Annotated in this window: 10 protein-coding genes, 10 tRNA genes and 2 rRNA genes; 3 read left to right on the top strand and 19 right to left on the bottom strand. The window is 48.4% G+C overall.

The genetic code is table 11. The features are described 5' to 3' along the window. Positions 1-104 precede the first annotated feature (104 nt). On the top strand, positions 105-1,253 hold the full coding sequence (locus ACXAD6_RS19515; RefSeq protein WP_474970265.1) for an FtsW/RodA/SpoVE family cell cycle protein: 1,149 nt from the start codon (positions 105-107) through the stop codon (positions 1,251-1,253). Positions 1,254-1,295: 42 nt separating this feature from the next. On the opposite strand, the gene glmS is transcribed toward ACXAD6_RS19515, so the two are convergent. Next, a complete protein-coding gene (gene glmS, locus ACXAD6_RS19510; RefSeq protein WP_474970264.1) occupies positions 1,296-3,098 on the bottom strand; it encodes a glutamine--fructose-6-phosphate transaminase (isomerizing) in 1,803 nt (600 codons plus the stop codon). 108 nt (positions 3,099-3,206) lie between these two features. Here glmS and ACXAD6_RS19505 point away from each other — a divergent pair, with 108 nt between their 5' ends. Further along, positions 3,207-3,359, top strand: a complete 153-nt coding sequence (locus tag ACXAD6_RS19505; protein WP_474970263.1) for a hypothetical protein — start codon at positions 3,207-3,209, stop codon at positions 3,357-3,359. Positions 3,360-3,584: 225 nt separating this feature from the next. Here ACXAD6_RS19505 and glmM read toward each other — a convergent pair whose 3' ends face one another. The 5 genes from glmM to sigW form a co-directional block, all read right to left on the bottom strand. Continuing rightward, the gene (gene glmM, locus ACXAD6_RS19500) at positions 3,585-4,931 is read right to left on the bottom strand and encodes a phosphoglucosamine mutase (protein WP_474970468.1); all 1,347 of its coding nucleotides are present in this window, start codon (positions 4,929-4,931) and stop codon (positions 3,585-3,587) included. A gap of 57 nt (positions 4,932-4,988) precedes the next feature. Beyond that, a complete protein-coding gene (locus ACXAD6_RS19495) occupies positions 4,989-5,960 on the bottom strand; it encodes a CdaR family protein (protein WP_474970262.1) in 972 nt (323 codons plus the stop codon). Further along, positions 5,953-6,765 (bottom strand): diadenylate cyclase CdaA, encoded by an 813-nt coding sequence (cdaA, locus tag ACXAD6_RS19490; RefSeq protein ID WP_027953316.1) that lies wholly within the window; start codon positions 6,763-6,765, stop codon positions 5,953-5,955. The genes ACXAD6_RS19495 and cdaA overlap by 8 nt, the downstream gene beginning before the upstream one ends. 142 nt (positions 6,766-6,907) lie before the next feature. Further along, positions 6,908-7,570 (bottom strand): zf-HC2 domain-containing protein, encoded by a 663-nt coding sequence (locus ACXAD6_RS19485; protein WP_474970261.1) that lies wholly within the window; start codon positions 7,568-7,570, stop codon positions 6,908-6,910. Positions 7,571-7,585: 15 nt separating this feature from the next. Further along, entirely contained in the window at positions 7,586-8,149 is a 564-nt protein-coding gene (sigW, locus tag ACXAD6_RS19480) for an RNA polymerase sigma factor SigW (protein ID WP_027953318.1), read from the bottom strand. Between the two features lie 174 nt (positions 8,150-8,323). Here sigW and ACXAD6_RS19475 point away from each other — a divergent pair, with 174 nt between their 5' ends. Then, positions 8,324-8,518: a Spo0E family sporulation regulatory protein-aspartic acid phosphatase gene (locus ACXAD6_RS19475; protein ID WP_474970260.1), complete on the top strand. Its 195-nt coding sequence runs from the start codon at positions 8,324-8,326 to the stop codon at positions 8,516-8,518. 9 nt (positions 8,519-8,527) lie between these two features. Here ACXAD6_RS19475 and rocF read toward each other — a convergent pair whose 3' ends face one another. From rocF to ACXAD6_RS19410, 13 genes are all read right to left on the bottom strand, one after another. Next, positions 8,528-9,430: an arginase gene (gene rocF, locus ACXAD6_RS19470; RefSeq protein WP_474970259.1), complete on the bottom strand. Its 903-nt coding sequence runs from the start codon at positions 9,428-9,430 to the stop codon at positions 8,528-8,530. Positions 9,431-9,662: 232 nt separating this feature from the next. After that, positions 9,663-9,738, bottom strand: a tRNA-Ala gene (locus tag ACXAD6_RS19465). Between the two features lie 3 nt (positions 9,739-9,741). Beyond that, a tRNA-Gly gene (locus ACXAD6_RS19460) sits at positions 9,742-9,816 on the bottom strand. Positions 9,817-9,826: 10 nt separating this feature from the next. Further along, a tRNA-Lys gene (locus ACXAD6_RS19455) sits at positions 9,827-9,899 on the bottom strand. 90 nt (positions 9,900-9,989) lie between these two features. Next, a tRNA-Gln gene (locus ACXAD6_RS19450) sits at positions 9,990-10,064 on the bottom strand. Between the two features lie 113 nt (positions 10,065-10,177). After that, a tRNA-Tyr gene (locus ACXAD6_RS19445) sits at positions 10,178-10,263 on the bottom strand. Between the two features lie 10 nt (positions 10,264-10,273). Beyond that, positions 10,274-10,349 (bottom strand) — tRNA-Thr (locus ACXAD6_RS19440). 7 nt (positions 10,350-10,356) lie between these two features. After that, positions 10,357-10,432: transfer RNA gene (locus ACXAD6_RS19435), tRNA-Val, on the bottom strand. 4 nt (positions 10,433-10,436) lie between these two features. Further along, positions 10,437-10,511: transfer RNA gene (locus tag ACXAD6_RS19430), tRNA-Glu, on the bottom strand. A gap of 19 nt (positions 10,512-10,530) precedes the next feature. After that, a tRNA-Thr gene (locus ACXAD6_RS19425) sits at positions 10,531-10,602 on the bottom strand. Positions 10,603-10,605: 3 nt separating this feature from the next. Continuing rightward, positions 10,606-10,680: transfer RNA gene (locus tag ACXAD6_RS19420), tRNA-Asn, on the bottom strand. A 38-nt stretch (positions 10,681-10,718) separates the two neighbouring features. Beyond that, positions 10,719-10,832: ribosomal RNA gene (gene rrf, locus ACXAD6_RS19415) — 5S ribosomal RNA — on the bottom strand. A 200-nt stretch (positions 10,833-11,032) separates the two neighbouring features. Beyond that, positions 11,033-13,949: ribosomal RNA gene (locus tag ACXAD6_RS19410) — 23S ribosomal RNA — on the bottom strand. Positions 13,950-14,095 lie beyond the last annotated feature (146 nt).

The raw sequence follows: 14,095 nt of genomic DNA, 5'->3' as shown, positions 1-14,095 counted from the left end.
ATATAGGCCGCCGTCACTTTTCAAAACCCAATTCTGTGCTTATAATAGTCAACAGCACGCTTATTCTGCATGCGTCGCCAACACGAGAGGATGTAGGACTAATCATGAAATTCGAAGAAAGGTTTGACTGGCAGCTGTTCTTTATTATCTGCTGTTTTATTGCGATCAGCTCCGTCGCCTTGTTCAGCGCTCAGCAAAGTACGCAGTACAATGAGAATTTCGTACTCAAACAGCTGGTCTGGTACGGGGTCGGCGGAGTCGTTATTGGGTTTATGATGATCGTGGATCCCGAAGATTTTAAAAAGATCAGCTGGTACTTATATGGTTTCGGTCTTGTTTTACTTATTGCCTTGATCCTGGCACCATCATCCATCGCTCCTGTCATTAAAGGACAGAAAAGCTGGTTCACCCTGCCAGGTTTGTCTCTGCAGCCTGCAGAGCTTGTTAAAATTTTTACGATACTCGTTCTCGGAAGAATTGCCGTTAATCATAACAGCAAAAGCGTCTCGACGCTGAAGTCGGACTTTCTGCTCCTTCTTAAGCTGGGAGCCGCTGCAGGCGTCCCATTCCTTTTAGTCATGCAGCAGCCTGACTTAGGGACAGGCCTTGTCTTTCTAGCCATACTTGCAGGTTTTGTCCTGGTTTCCGGAATCCAATGGAAAATTATCCTGCCGATATTCGCTGTCATTTCAGCACTGGGGACAAGCCTGATCTGGCTGGCGATCCAAGCTCCACAAATTCTGGATAAATACCTCGGGGTAAAGGAATACCAGCTGGGACGGATCTATTCCTGGTTCCAGCCGACCAAATATGAAGATTCCTCAGGCTATCAGCTCGTCAAAGCCATGCGGGCGATAGGATCGGGGCAGCTGTATGGTAAAGGCTTCGGGGAAAGGGAAGTGTATCTGCCTGAAGCTCAAACGGACTTTATTTTCAGTATCATTGCGGAGGAATATGGATTTCTCGGCTCGTGTGTCGTCATTATCCTGTTTTTCTTCCTGATCTACCGCTTCACGACAATCGCTTTTAAAGCGAACAGTCATTACAGCTCCTATGTCATGGTAGGGATTATCAGTATGATCGCCTTCCACGTCTTCCAAAACATCGGCATGTCTGTGCAGCTCCTTCCTATTACAGGGATTCCGCTGCCATTCATCAGTTATGGGGGGAGTGCCCTCTTAGGAAACCTGATGGCCCTCGGCATCGCTTTCTCGATATCGTACCATCATAAAACCTATATGTTCGGAGAATAAAAAAAGCTTCAGAGGACCGATTCCTCTGAAGCTTTTTTGGTCTTATTCGACGGTTACACTTTTCGCAAGGTTCCGTGGTTTGTCTACGTCACAGTCACGGTGCAGTGCTGCGTAATAGGAAATCAACTGAAGCGGTACAACAGATACAAGCGGTGTCAGGATCTCATGAACGTGAGGAATGACAAAGGCATCGCCTTCCTTATCCAGACCTTTCATACTGATGATCATGCTGTTAGCTCCACGTGCTTCCACTTCCTGTACGTTTCCGCGGATGGAGTAGTTGACGTTTTCCTGTGTCGCAAGCGCTACAACCGGCGTGCCTTCTTCAATCAGAGCGATGGTTCCGTGCTTAAGCTCTCCACCAGCGAATCCTTCCGCCTGGATATAGGAGATCTCCTTCAGCTTCAATGAACCTTCAAGACCGACATAAAAGTCGATTCCACGACCGATGAAGAAGCAGTTCCGTGTCACCGGCAGGTATTCACGGGCCAGCTCTTCCAGCTCTTCTTTTTGATCCGTCAAGGCTTCCATAGCATTCGCTACAATTCCAAGCTCCTGCATCGGATCAAAATCAAGCTCGATTCCTTTAGCGCGGGCTGTATCCACAGCCAGAATCGCAAGGACAGCCATCTGGGCTGTATAAGCTTTTGTGGACGCTACCGCAATTTCAGGACCCGCATGCAGATGCAGTGTATAATCCGCCTCACGGGAGAGGGTGGATCCTGGAACATTGGTAATCGTCAGGGCCGGGTGGCCAAGTTCTTTCGTCTGAACAAGAACGGAACGGCTGTCTGCCGTTTCCCCACTTTGGGAGATGTATACAAACAACGGCTTCTCGGACAAGAGCGGCATGTTATAGGAAAATTCACTTGCCACGTGGACTTCAACTGGAATATTCGCCAGTTTTTCGATGAACTGTTTGCCGAGAAGACCGGCATGATAGCTTGTTCCCGCAGCAATGATGTAAATACGGTCGCATTCCTTCATCGCATTGCGGATGTCAGCATCCAATTTAATGTCGTCGTTTTCATCCTGGTACTCCTGGATGATTTTACGGATAACGAAAGGCTGCTCATCAATCTCCTTCAGCATGAAGTGAGGGTAGGTGCCTTTTTCGATATCTGTCGCGTCGATTTCAGCTGTGAACGGCTCACGAGTGACCACGTCACCTTCAGGAGAAAGGATTTCAACACCGTCACGGCGGACGATCACTGTTTCTTTATCCATCAGCTCAAGGAACTGATCCGTTACGTGAAGCGCCGCCATAGAGTCACTCGCTACAACGTTGAAATCATCACCAAGACCTACAAGAAGCGGGCTCTTGTTTTTTGCTACATAAATCGTGTCTTTGTTCTCACGATCGATGAGAGCAATCGCATAGGAACCTGTCAGAAGCTTCACAGCTTTATGGAAGGCAGCCGCTACATCGTTCATTTCATTGTGCAGGACTTCGATCAGCTGGACGATGATCTCTGTATCTGTTTCACTCTTCAGTTCAACGCCTGCCAGGTATTCATCACGCACATCTACATAGTTCTCGATAACGCCGTTATGAACGAGTGTAAAACGGCCGGAAGTACTCTGATGCGGGTGGGCGTTCTCTTCACTTGGAGCTCCGTGAGTGGCCCAGCGTGTATGGCCGATGCCGTGAGTGGATGCTACGTTTTCATCGACTGCACTGCGCAGCGCTGCAATACGGCCTTTGACTTTCGTTACTTCAACGCCGTTATCATTCAAGGTAGCAATTCCGGCAGAGTCATATCCGCGGTATTCAAGCTTTTCCAGTCCGTTTAACAAAATTTCCTTTGTATCCTGTTGTCCAATATATCCTACAATTCCACACATAATTGTTGTCCTCCTTAATTTACGAGAAGGGCAACGAATGTCAGCACGGGGCTATTCGCTGCCCCTCTCCCTCAACGATCTATATCTTGTGCACTTTATCCAGCCGTATTGTTCGAAAAGTCGCCTTTCCGTTTTACAGCTGAACCAACGGCTGAAGTGTCACAGCCGGGAGGCATCCGCCGAATGCTCGATGAACCTCCACCTCGTCAACTGCGCATAGAAACGTTCCATCTGCACAGTCCTGGCGCTTTTAATGATTGATGACCTCTATCCTCCCTATCTGTTTCAAAATAAAGCCTCTCTCATCTGTTACCCTTAGCTTTTCCCTATTAAAAGGATTTCGACAGATTTTTCAAGTACAAGTCATATTTTACCTGAGCCTTGTGAAAAAGGTCAATAAAAATTAGAGGCGATCATGAATTGTAAGGACCTTGTAATAGAATATGCGCAGCTCTCCTATCCTGTGAAGAGCTGCGCGTCCATGCTTTATTCCATACCTAATTCTTCTTCAACGACTGCAACGACTTTGTTACAGTAAGTTTCACATTGCTCTTCTGTCGGAGCTTCCACCATGATCCGCACAAGTGGTTCTGTTCCGGAAGGGCGGACAAGGACACGGCCGCTGTCTCCCATTTCCTCTTCCACTGCCTGGATGGCTTCCTGAATGCGCGGGTGAGTCTGTACACGGTTTTTATCAATGACTTTTACATTTATCAAAACCTGTGGGAACTTCTCCATCTCCGCAGCAAGCTCTGAGAGAGGCTTTCCTGTCTCTTTAACGACGTTTACAAGCTGCAGAGCGGAAAGCATCCCGTCCCCTGTCGTGTTATGTTCAAGGAAGATGATGTGTCCGGATTGCTCTCCACCGAGGTTGTAGCCGCCACGGCGCATTTCTTCCATCACATAGCGGTCGCCGACAGCTGTTTTATCACTCTTAATGCCGTTGGCTTCCACAGCTTTATAAAATCCAAGGTTACTCATGACAGTGGATACGACTGTAGAATGGTTAAGGAGACCTTTCTCATTCATATATTTGGCACAGATGAACATGATACGGTCGCCGTCTACAATATTTCCTTTCTCATCGACAGCAATCAAACGATCCCCATCGCCGTCAAAAGCAAGTCCGATATCCGCTTTTTTCTCTTTAACAAGGGCCTGAAGAGCTTCCGGGTGCGTCGACCCGAACCCAGCATTAATATTCAGGCCGTCCGGAGACGAACCGATGGAGGAAATATCCGCTTCCAGATCGGCAAACAGATGAGAAGCGAGTGAAGACGTCGCCCCGTGTGCACAATCAAGCGCAATATGAAGGCCGTCAAAATCATAATCCACGGTCTGCTTCAAGTGCTGCAGGTATTTCTGGCAGCCTTCAAAATAGTCATTGATTTGACCAAGATCCGCACCGGATGGGCGTGGAAGATCGTCTTGTTCTGCATCAATCAGTGCTTCGATTTCCGCTTCCTGGTCATCCGTCAGCTTAAAGCCGTCCGGACCGAAGAATTTGATGCCGTTGTCTTCCACTGGATTGTGGGAAGCAGAAATCATAATTCCAGCCTCTGCCTGAAGCGCTTTGGTCAAAAAGGCCACCCCTGGTGTGGAGATGACGCCGAGACGCATCACTTCCGCTCCAATAGAGAGAAGACCAGCAGCAAGTGCCCCTTCCAGCATTTCGCCGGAAATACGAGTATCACGGCCGATTAAAACTTTCGGACGTTCCACCCCTTTGGTTACAACATAACCGCCGTAACGTCCTAGTTTAAAAGCCAGTTCTGGTGTTAATTCTTTGTTGGCGATCCCACGAACGCCGTCTGTTCCGAAATATTTACCCATTTTCAACGAACCTCTCTTTCTGTCCTATGCATATCAATTAAGTATAATTATTCTGGTTTACTCTCCCTGCTGATCATCAAGGACGTCAATGGTGACTTCAATCGTTTCCGGTGATACGGCTGTCGTGCCGTCCGGCAGGGGTACATCAACGTCAACCACCTGATCTTCGGTCACTTCTGTAACATCCACTGGAATTTCAACAGGTTCTTCAATACCGGCCAGGACCTCTTCAGGGCCCTGGTACGTTACATTTTCGACTTCCGTTGTTACTTCTTCAATCAGAACCCCTTCCTGAGTACCGCCGCTTGCTTCCGGCGTCACAGGGACCTCTTTCGTTCGTTTGGATACAGGGACGCTTACATCAACAGCCGCAGGCTCTACAAGAACGTTCAGTTCATTGCCCTGATTGTCGTAAACCTTTACAGGGGCTTCTCCCTGCTCAACGGTATCTTCAGCTGCGCCCACATCAACGATGGCTCTTACAGAAGCTACCCGTTCAACGACCGATGCTGCGCCTGTAATCTCCACCTGAGCCGGAGAGACTTCCGGTGTTCCAAGCTCCAGGCTGGTGTCCAGATTGTTCTCATTTGCATAATCGATGCTTACATCATAATTTTCGGTCGTTTTTTCTTCAATTTCCACTTCAATAATTTTCGGTTCAAGGGAAACAGCCAGCTGGCTGCTGATTCCTGAATGCTGGAGGGATACCTCATGGGTTCCAGGTCCAAGGTCATTCAAGTCGACAAATACGTTGAAGTTCTTCTGACGTGAAACAGGGGCTACAGCTCCCGCTGGACCCTCGACCGTCACGGTCACATCCTGAGGGATCCCGCTGACCACATATTCTTCACTGTCAAAGCGGATTTCAAGTGGAATGTTTTCCATCGTTTCAGATTCCGACGATGTCTCATTAAAAAACAGCGAGTCAGAATCCATGTTGTTATCGACATTGACCGTCACCCAGAGCAGACCGGCTAAAAGAAGGGAGATAATCCGGATAAACCATACACTTTTAAACCAATTATCCATTCTTTTTCCCCCTCCAGTTCCAGCTTTTAACGGCAGGAGCAGAGTAATCAAGCTCTGTACGCAGCATTTCCTCGAGCTTCACCTGATCGAGCTCGCGGTGCAGCTCACCATTTTTCGTACAGGAAATCGCCCCGGTCTCCTCAGATACAACAATTGTCAGCGCATCTGTCACTTCACTGATTCCCATCGCCGCCCGGTGCCGTGTTCCAAGTTCCTTCGAGATAAAAGGACTCTCCGACAACGGAAGATAACAGGCAGCAGCTACGATTTCATCATTTTTAAGTATGACGGCTCCATCATGAAGCGGTGTATTCGGTATGAATATGTTGGTGAGCAGCTCACTGGATAAATGTCCATTAACCCGGATCCCTGTCTCCACATAGTCTCCCATGCCCGTATCGCGCTCGATCGTAATCAAGGCTCCGATTCTGCGCTTGGCCATATAGTTGCAGGATTTAATGATTGCCTGCAGTGTTTTTTCCGTATCTTCTTCCTCTGACGAATTCCTGCTGAAAAAGCTTCCCCGCCCGAGCTGTTCCAGAGCCCTTCTCAGCTCCGGCTGGAATAGGATGATAATAGCAAGGAAACCCCAGGTGATGGCCTGTGACATGAGCCATCGCAGTGTGGTTAGTCCAAATAAATTACTCAGCAGCCATATCCCCAGGATAATGAAGATTCCTTTTAGAAGCTGGACCGCCTTCGTCCCTTGGATCAGCATGATTAATTTATATACAACAAACCAGACAAGGGCGATATCCACAGTTATCAGCAGGTAATCTAAAACATCCAGTCCCCCATCAAGCATGCCTACACTTCCTTTTAAATAAAATAAATCTGAAAAATTCACATTTACCATTATATCACATAAGTTTTTTTGAATATATCAGAACCTGTCCTGATCTTATCATACCCAAAAAAAAGACAGAATGACCTATGTCATCCTGCCTTTAGTCTTCTTGTTCGGACCCGAAGGAGAAAATATCTGACACGGTTTGTTTCGTATGATACCAAACCCATTCATAAATCTGGTTCACTTCGGTCAATTCCCCTGAGTAGGCTCTGAGATCAGAACGGTTCAGTTCCCCTGATCCCTGGTCCCCGGATGTTCCTTCCAGGATGTCTCCGTTAATGATGGTCACATTTCCATCGACAGCCCCGTCAATCCGCAGGTCTCCGTTTCGAACGACAAGGTCCCCCTTAACCGTGACACCATCCGGTACAATCACCGTGTGCTCTCTGATTTCAAGGTTTTCCTGTTTGGATACCGTTACCTGCTGATCCTGATTCCATGCTGTGAAAATGCCACTGAACATGAGAATAAAGAATACAGCAGCGGCGGTCAGAATCGGATGCTGCTGCAGCCGGCGTATATAATTTCTCCGTTTTTTCTGCTTTGGAAGACTGTTCATCACATTTGCCGTGAACCGAGGCGGTGCAGAAACTGGAGATGTATTGGTAATCAGCGTAGTCGTCCGCTTCAATTCATGAAAATGGCTCTGGCAGGACGGACAGCTCTGCAGGTGATCTCTCAGTCGTCGTTCTTCCTCTGTGTTTAATTCGCCGTCTAAATACTTATGCATGAGTGTAATGGCTTCTTTACTGCAATTCATTCCCTCTCAACTCCTTCATACATGGCGAAGCCGTTTTCTTAGTGCTTCCCTTCCTCTGTGCACCCTTGTCTTCACCGTCCCTACGGGAATATCAAGAACTTCGGCGATTTCCTGGAGAGCTAACTCATCCAAATACCGCAGAACAATCACGCTCCGATATTTCGGAGGCAGAGCAAGGATTTCCTTATGGATGTACGTCTGCAGCTCAAGGCTTTCGACCTCTTCCTCAGGCAGTGCCTGGTCTGCAGCCAGCTGAGAGTACATATCCAGTCCATCCGTGCCCTTCACTTCAGCATCGAGGTGATAGTCCGGCTTCTTCTTCCGAATGCGGTCGATCGATAAGTTGGTGGCTATTCTATAGAGCCATGTTGAGAATTTGCGCCGCTCATCAAACGTGTGGAGGTTTGTATAGGCCCGGATAAATGCTTCCTGTGCAAGATCTTCAGCTTCGTATGAGTTCCCGATCATCCGCAGACATATATGATAGACCTTGTTCTGATAAAAAGAAACAATGTCTTCAAATGCTGCCTGATCTCCCTTTTTCACTTGTTTTATTTTCTGTTTTATCATGGTTTCCATTTGTTATACCTCCGCTATATGTGCGGTCGATATCCTTTACGGATGACCTCGCCTCAAAGTTTCAAAAAAACATATAAAAAAATATATATCTTTTTCCTAAATATAAGTTTAACTTTTTTTAGTATCGGATATAAAGCTGTAAATGTAAAAAATTTCTTAGGAGGACTACAAAACATGACGCGAGTGACTTCGTTGACGGAAGAAATCGAAGCTTGTCGTTTGGAAATGAGCCGTTTAGCCCGCCTCCATCACTTAACATCCCCCGAAGTTGTCAAAGTGAGCGTTAAGCTGGATCAGCTTCTTAATGAATATGACGAAGTACAATATAAAAAACAGCAACCCGCCTTAAGTAAAGCAGGTTACTGTTAATGATCGAACTTATTTCAGAGTTTCTCCAAATAAAGAACCCATCAAACCGACCGCTACGCCGGCGGTTTTATTTTTTTCATCGAGGATAGGATTGACTTCCACAAATTCTGCGGAGGTAATCATTTCCGATTGATGAAGCATCTCCATAGCCAGATGACTTTCCCGATAGCTCAGGCCGCCCATAACAGGTGTCCCGACACCCGGCGCATCATTCGGGTCCAGACCGTCCAGATCAAGGCTGAGGTGCACGCCGTCTGTCCTGTCCTTCAAATAGTCCACAGCTTCTTCAATGACTTTAGTCATCCCCATACGATCCACTTCATGCATCGTATAGACTTTAATTCCCTGCTCCTTAATCAGTACTTTCTCTCCTTCATCCAGAGAGCGGGCACCGATGATGACAATGTTCTCAGGCTTAATCTTAGGAGAATAGCCATGGATACCCGTAAGCTTTTCATGCCCGATCCCCAGACTTGCTGCCAGCGGCATGCCATGAATATTTCCGGACGGTGAACTGTCCGCTGTATTTAAATCCCCGTGAGCGTCATACCAGATCACTCCGAGATTATTGTAGTGTTTTGCGACTCCTGCAAGAGTCCCCATAGCAATACTGTGATCTCCTCCTAATACAAGAGGGAAACGGTTGTTTTCGATGACCTGATCGACCGCTTCAGCCAGTCTGCTCGTTCCTTCAGCTATTTCGTGAAGGTTCCTGAGGTTATCATGCTTTACATCCGTCTGATGCTTCGGACGAGGAATCTCAATGTCTCCTAGATCTTCAATGGTATAACTCAACTGCTCTAGACGTTCAACCATCCCTGCATACCGGATAGCACTTGGACCCATATCGACTCCTCTGCGCATTTGACCAAGATCCATGGGTACTCCGATTACTGAAAGCTGTTTATTCATTAAAGTTCCTCCTTTTTACACTATTTTCATTGTATCCGTTTTATTAAAGATGACTCAACTGGACATCATTGTGTATATATATACGTTATTTACTGCCTTATAGTGGTAATCATGCATGTTTACAAGCTGCCTGCCAAAACAACGATCACCAGATATAAAAAAAGCCTGACAAGTTCTATGTCAGACTTTCTATCGTATAAAAGATCGCCAGGATCTATTTGGTTCTATGTAATGGTGGAGCCTAGCGGGATCGAACCGCTGACCTCCTGCGTGCAAAGCAGGCGCTCTCCCAGCTGAGCTAAGGCCCCATATGGAGCGGGAGACGGGATTCGAACCCGCGACCCCCACCTTGGCAAGGTGGTGTTCTACCACTGAACTACTCCCGCGAAAAAGAGATGAGCCATGAAGGATTCGAACCTTCGACCCTCTGATTAAAAGTCAGATGCTCTACCAGCTGAGCTAATGGCTCCTATGAAGAATGATACTCGTTTTTTATGAGCAATGCGCTCAATATATGGAATATGCTCAACACATGGTAGTCTTATTCTTAAAGGAAATATGGCTGGGCCAGCTGGATTCGAACCAGCGCATGACGGTACCAAAAACCGTTGCCTTACCGCTTGGCTATGGCCCAACAAGTACAAAATTAGTATAACCAACTTAAGAATATTATACAATCATGTGGAATTTTTTCATAAAAAATAGCTGATGATTAAGTCAGCTTCTTATGAAACAATAAAATAAAAATGGTGGAGGGAGTAGGACTCGAACCTACGAACCCGATGGGAGCGGATTTACAGTCCGCCGCGTTTGGCCAACTTCGCTATCCCTCCACTTGAAAAGTGGTGCCGGCCAGAGGACTTGAACCCCCAACCTACTGATTACAAATCAGTTGCTCTGCCAGTTGAGCTAGGCCGGCTAAAATATGGTGGAGGATGCAGGGATCGAACCTGCGACCCCTTGCTTGTAAGGCAAGTGCTCTCCCAGCTGAGCTAATCCTCCATATTGGTGACCCGTACGGGATTCGAACCCGTGTTACCGCCGTGAAAGGGCGGTGTCTTAACCACTTGACCAACGGGCCAGTCGTACAAAACCTTCAGAGCTTCCAGCCGGATTTGAACCGGCGACCCCTTCCTTACCATGGAAGTGCTCTACCACTGAGCTATGGAAGCAAGTGGCTCCAACGGTAGGATTCGAACCTACGACCGATCGGTTAACAGCCGATTGCTCTACCACTGAGCTACGTTGGAATCATAAAAGTCTTCAAAACAATAAGGAAAGAGAATCAATGTGGCAGCGTCCTACTCTCACGGGGGTAAACCCGACTACCATCGGCGCTGAAGAGCTTAACTGCTGTGTTCGGCATGGGAACAGGTGTGACCTCTTCGCCTTCACCACCACATCGATATAAAGTTTGAGGTGAACCCTCAAAACTGGATAAGGAAACAACTATTGATGAAACATCATTCACGAAGTTCAGTCCGGCTGCAGCTCCTAAATCCTCGCTGTTCTAAGCACACCTTCTTCAAGACTGAAAAACACAGCCTTTACGAATGTTTGCTTAGCCAGTCGGATTTGACCAGTCGCTTTCGCCTTCTTCATATAGATAAGTCATCGATCCATTAGTATCCGTCAGCTCCACGTGTCACCACGCTTCCACCTCGGACCTATCAACCTCATCGTCTCTGAGGGATCTTATCTGCTCGAAGCAGAGGGAAATCTCATCTCAAGGGGGGCTTCATGCTTAGATGCTTTCAGCACTTATCCCGACCACACGTAGCTACCCAGCGATGCTCCTGGCGGAACAACTGGTACACCAGCGGTGTGTCCATCCCGGTCCTCTCGTACTAAGGACAGCTCCTTTCAAATTTCCAACGCCCACGACGGATAGGGACCGAACTGTCTCACGACGTTCTGAACCCAGCTCGCGTACCGCTTTAATGGGCGAACAGCCCAACCCTTGGGACCGACTACAGCCCCAGGATGCGATGAGCCGACATCGAGGTGCCAAACCTCCCCGTCGATGTGGACTCTTGGGGGAGATAAGCCTGTTATCCCCGGGGTAGCTTTTATCCGTTGAGCGACGGCCCTTCCATACGGTACCGCCGGATCACTAAGCCCGACTTTCGTCCCTGCTCGACTTGTAGGTCTCGCAGTCAAGCTCCCTTGTGCCTTTACACTCTGCGAATGATTTCCAACCATTCTGAGGGAACCTTTGGGCGCCTCCGTTACTCTTTAGGAGGCGACCGCCCCAGTCAAACTGCCCACCTGACACTGTCTCCGGACCGGATTACGGTCCTGGGTTAGAATGTCCGTACAGCAAGGGTAGTATCCCACCAGCGCCTCCACCGAAGCTGGCGCTCCGGTTTCCAAGGCTCCTACCTATCCTGTACAAGCTGTACCAACATTCAATATCAGGCTGCAGTAAAGCTCCACGGGGTCTTTCCGTCCTGTCGCGGGTAATGTGCATCTTCACACATAGTATAATTTCACCGGGTCTCTCGTTGAGACAGTGCCCAAGTCGTTGCACCTTTCGTGCGGGTCGGAACTTACCCGACAAGGAATTTCGCTACCTTAGGACCGTTATAGTTACGGCCGCCGTTTACTGGGGCTTCGGTTCAACGCTTCGCATAAGCTAACGCATCCCCTTAACCTTCCAGCACCGGGCAGGTGTCAGCCCCTATACTTCGCCTTACGGCTTCGCAGAGACCTGTGTTTTTGGTAAACAGTCGCTTGGGCCTTTTCACTGCGGCTCCTCGGCAGAGGAGCACCCCTTCTCCCGAAGTTACGGGGTCATTTTGCCGAGTTCCTTAACGAGAGTTCTCCCGCTCACCTTAGGATACTCTCCTCGCCTACCTGTGTCGGTTTGCGGTACGGGCACCTCTTTCCTCATTAGAGGCTTTTCTTGGCAGTGTGAAATCAGGAGCTTCGGTACTATAGTTCCCTCCCCATCACAGCTTGACGTTGTCGGACGGATTTGCCTATTCCGACCGTCTCACTGCTTGGACGTGCACATCCAATGGCACGCTCTCCCTATCCTCCTGCGTCCCCCCGTCATTCAAACGGAAAGGAGGTGGTACAGGAATATCAACCTGTTGTCCATCGCCTACGCCTTTCGGCCTCGGCTTAGGTCCCGACTAACCCTGAGAGGACGAGCCTTCCTCAGGAAACCTTAGGCATTCGGTGAAAGAGATTCTCACTCTTTTTTCGCTACTCATACCGGCATTCTCACTTCTAAGCGCTCCACCAGTCCTTACGGTCTGACTTCGCAGCACTTAGAACGCTCTCCTACCACTGATCATAAGATCAATCCGCAGCTTCGGTGGTGTGTTTAGCCCCGGTACATTTTCGGCGCAGAGTCACTCGACCAGTGAGCTATTACGCACTCTTTGAATGATGGCTGCTTCTAAGCCAACATCCTGGTTGTCTAAGCAACTCCACATCCTTTTCCACTTAACACACACTTTGGGACCTTAGCTGGCGGTCTGGGCTGTTTCCCTCTCGACCATGAACCTTATCACCCACGGTCTGACTCCCAGAACAAAGTCTATGGCATTCGGAGTTTGACTGAATTCGGTAACCCGATAGGGGCCCCTCGTCCAATCAGTGCTCTACCTCCATGACTTTCTATTCTGAGGCTAGCCCTAAAGCTATTTCGGAGAGAACCAGCTATCTCCGTGTTCGATTGGCATTTCACCCCTACCCACACCTCATCCCCGTAATTTTCAACTTACGTGGGTTCGGGCCTCCAGTCAGTGTTACCTGACCTTCACCCTGGACATGGGTAGATCACACGGTTTCGGGTCTACGACCGCATACTCACTCGCCCTGTTCAGACTCGCTTTCGCTGCGGCTCCGCTTCTGCTGCTTAACCTCGCATACGGTCGTAACTCGCCGGTTCATTCTACAAAAGGCACGCCGTCACCCATTAACGGGCTCCGACTACTTGTAGGCACACGGTTTCAGGTTCTATTTCACTCCCCTTCCGGGGTGCTTTTCACCTTTCCCTCACGGTACTGGTTCACTATCGGTTACTAGGGAGTATTTAGCCTTGGGAGATGGTCCTCCCGGATTCCGACGGAATTCCTCGTGTTCCGCCGTACTCAGGATCCACTCCGGAGAGAGGAAGATTTCGACTACAGGGCTGTTACCCTCTTCGGCTGATCTTTCCAGATCGATTCGTCTATCTTCCTCCTTGATAACTCCAAAGGAGTGTCCTACAACCCCAGAAAGCAAGCTTTCTGGTTTGGGCTGATTCCGTTTCGCTCGCCGCTACTTGGGAAATCGCGTTTGCTTTCTCTTCCTCCGGGTACTTAGATGTTTCAGTTCCCCGGGTCTGCCTTCCTATACCTATGTATTCAGTATAGGATACTGTCCCATTACGAACAGTGGGTTTCCCCATTCGGAAATCTCCGGGTCAAAGCCTGCTTACGGCTCGCCGGAGCATATCGGTGTTAGTCCCGTCCTTCATCGGCTCCTAGTACCAAGGCATCCACCGTGCGCCCTTATTCACTTAACTATCTTCGTGAAAAGACGTTTATATAAATCAATTAGATGTCTTGTCATCATGATCTCATCGATAGATGAGTCATAATTCCTTATCCAGTTTTCAAGGTTCAATTCATTTTAAGGTTACATATAAAACACAACATGAACGCTTGTGTT

The sequence above is a fragment of the Halobacillus sp. ABH2_015 genome (assembly GCF_056158945.1).
Note: the sequence above shows the minus strand (reverse complement) of the source record. Positions and strands in the feature narration are given on the sequence as shown.

What these genes read in the sequence shown, in the direction of transcription:
- ACXAD6_RS19475 (WP_474970260.1), top strand. Translation starts at nt 8,324, where the DNA reads ATGACGCGAGTGACTTCGTTGACGGAAGAAATCGAAGCTTGTCGTTTG.
- sigW (WP_027953318.1), bottom strand. Translation starts at nt 8,149, where the DNA reads ATGGAAACCATGATAAAACAGAAAATAAAACAAGTGAAAAAGGGAGAT.
- glmS (WP_474970264.1), bottom strand. Translation starts at nt 3,098, where the DNA reads ATGTGTGGAATTGTAGGATATATTGGACAACAGGATACAAAGGAAATT.
- ACXAD6_RS19515 (WP_474970265.1), top strand. Translation starts at nt 105, where the DNA reads ATGAAATTCGAAGAAAGGTTTGACTGGCAGCTGTTCTTTATTATCTGC.
- ACXAD6_RS19495 (WP_474970262.1), bottom strand. Translation starts at nt 5,960, where the DNA reads ATGGATAATTGGTTTAAAAGTGTATGGTTTATCCGGATTATCTCCCTT.
- cdaA (WP_027953316.1), bottom strand. Translation starts at nt 6,765, where the DNA reads ATGCTTGATGGGGGACTGGATGTTTTAGATTACCTGCTGATAACTGTG.
- glmM (WP_474970468.1), bottom strand. Translation starts at nt 4,931, where the DNA reads ATGGGTAAATATTTCGGAACAGACGGCGTTCGTGGGATCGCCAACAAA.
- rocF (WP_474970259.1), bottom strand. Translation starts at nt 9,430, where the DNA reads ATGAATAAACAGCTTTCAGTAATCGGAGTACCCATGGATCTTGGTCAA.
- ACXAD6_RS19485 (WP_474970261.1), bottom strand. Translation starts at nt 7,570, where the DNA reads ATGAATTGCAGTAAAGAAGCCATTACACTCATGCATAAGTATTTAGAC.